This window comes from bacterium (assembly GCA_030654305.1).
Lineage (GTDB): Bacteria > Krumholzibacteriota > Krumholzibacteriia > LZORAL124-64-63 > LZORAL124-64-63 > PNOJ01.
Genome location: JAURXS010000478.1, coordinates 1 through 1,616, shown reverse-complemented (window position 1 = coordinate 1,616; position 1,616 = coordinate 1). Strand labels below are relative to the sequence as shown.

3 protein-coding genes are annotated in these 1,616 nt (G+C 76.3%); all 3 read right to left on the bottom strand.

Annotated elements, in window-relative coordinates:
• Positions 1-172 precede the first annotated feature (172 nt).
• A complete protein-coding gene (locus Q7W29_13650) occupies positions 173-832 on the bottom strand; it encodes a CvpA family protein (GenBank protein MDO9172866.1) in 660 nt (219 codons plus the stop codon).
• Between the two features lie 8 nt (positions 833-840).
• A complete protein-coding gene (locus Q7W29_13645) occupies positions 841-1,296 on the bottom strand; it encodes a GatB/YqeY domain-containing protein (protein MDO9172865.1) in 456 nt (151 codons plus the stop codon).
• A 50-nt stretch (positions 1,297-1,346) separates the two neighbouring features.
• Positions 1,347-1,616, bottom strand: a 270-nt coding sequence (locus tag Q7W29_13640) for a 16S rRNA (uracil(1498)-N(3))-methyltransferase (GenBank protein ID MDO9172864.1), incomplete at its 5' end; no start/stop codon positions are given.

Sequence of the window (1,616 nt, the reverse complement as noted above, 5' to 3'; positions counted from 1 at the left end):
GCGGCGCGCGGCCAGCCGGGCCGAGGCGCGGCGCGACCGGGCGTGGCGGGCGACCTGCGCGGCGACGCGGTGCCACTCCAGCAGGCGCAGGGCGCGCCGGTGCCCGGGGTCGTCCGGCAGCGCGGCCGACCCCTCCCAGCGTTCCAGTTCCTCCAGCAGCGGGATCAAGCGGTCACTTCCCGGAGTGCGCGGGGGCGGCGCGGGTCGTGTCGGCGGCAGACTCGTCCCCGTCGTCGGACTTGCCGAGCCCGACCGCGGACTTGCCGGCGTCGACCGCCGACCTGCCGGCTTCGACCGCCGCGGCCGGCAGGTCGGCGGCGGCGTCCTTGGCGTGGCGCCAGAGGTCGCCGGCGTCCCGCTCGTCCACGACGGACCCGTAGACGGCGGGCGCGACGCCGTAGGCGAGCCGCGACACGGTCTGGGACTGGATGCGTGCGCACCAGGCGCCGCCGCGGTCGAGCCGGCAGACGAGCATCAGCGCCACGCTGACCACCAGCAGCCCGGCGAGCAGGCCGCCCAGCAGCCCGCCCGCGCGGTCGAGCCAGCCCAGGGCCGACGCGTTCAGCGACTTGCCGACCAGCCAGGCCAGCAGTCGCGAGACCAGCAGCACGGCCACGAAGACCAGCAGCCAACCGGCCAGCGGCGCCACGGTCTCCCCGACCCCGGCGACGCGTTGCAACCAGGCGCCGGCCGCCCGCCACTGCGCGGCGGAGATCAGCACCGCGGCGACGAGCCCGACCAGCTCCAGCAGCCGGCGCACCAGGCCCGCCCGCCAGCCGCCGGCCGCGAAGAGGGCCACCACCGCCACGACCGCCACCGAGATCCAGGGCATGGTCCCCCCTATCCTCCGAGCTGCGCCTTGACCGCTGCGCCGACGCGGCCGCCGTCGGCCTGCCCCGCGACGCGGGCCATCGCGGCCTTCATGACCTGGCCCATCTCCCGCGGCGAGGTCGCGCCGGTCTCGGCGATGGCCGCGCGCACGATCTCGGCCAGGGCCGCGTCGTCCAGCTCCACGGGCAGGAACTCGTTGACGATGACGAGTTCGGCCTTCGCCTGGGCCACCAGCTCCGGCCGTCCGGCGGACTCGGCCCCGGCCAGCTGGTCCTTCACCTTCTTGGCGTAGGAGCGCACGATCTTCACCGCCCCCGCCTCGTCGATATCCTGGCGGGTGTCCACCTCGACCTGCTTGAACGCGGCCTGCAGCATGCGCAGCACCGCCAGGCGGTCCTTGTCCCGCGCCTTCATGGCGGCGACGGTCTCCTGCTGGAGCCGGGCCGCCAGATCCGATTTCGCCATCGGTCCACCTCGTTCCCCGTTGCGTCCCGCGCCGCGCGGGATCGTGCCGATCATACTCCCGGGACGGCCCCGGCTTCGACGATCATCTCGCGCACCGCGGCCAGCAGCGCCAGGCCGGCCAAGGCGGCGGTCCCGGTGCGCAGGCGGTGCGGTCCGAGGCGCAGCGTGCGGCCCGCGGCGGCCAGCAGCGCCAGTTCGGCGTCCTCCCAGCCTCCCTCGGGCCCGACGCACCACACCAGTTCGCTGCCCGCCCGCAGGTCGGCGGCGCCGGCGGCCGCGGACGCCAGCAGCGCTGCGGGTCCGCACCGCCCGTCCCCGTC

Excerpts from the sequence above, each read along its gene's own strand:
- Q7W29_13645 (MDO9172865.1), bottom strand. The coding sequence starts at position 1,296 with ATGGCGAAATCGGATCTGGCGGCCCGGCTCCAGCAGGAGACCGTCGCC.
- Q7W29_13650 (MDO9172866.1), bottom strand. The coding sequence starts at position 832 with ATGCCCTGGATCTCGGTGGCGGTCGTGGCGGTGGTGGCCCTCTTCGCG.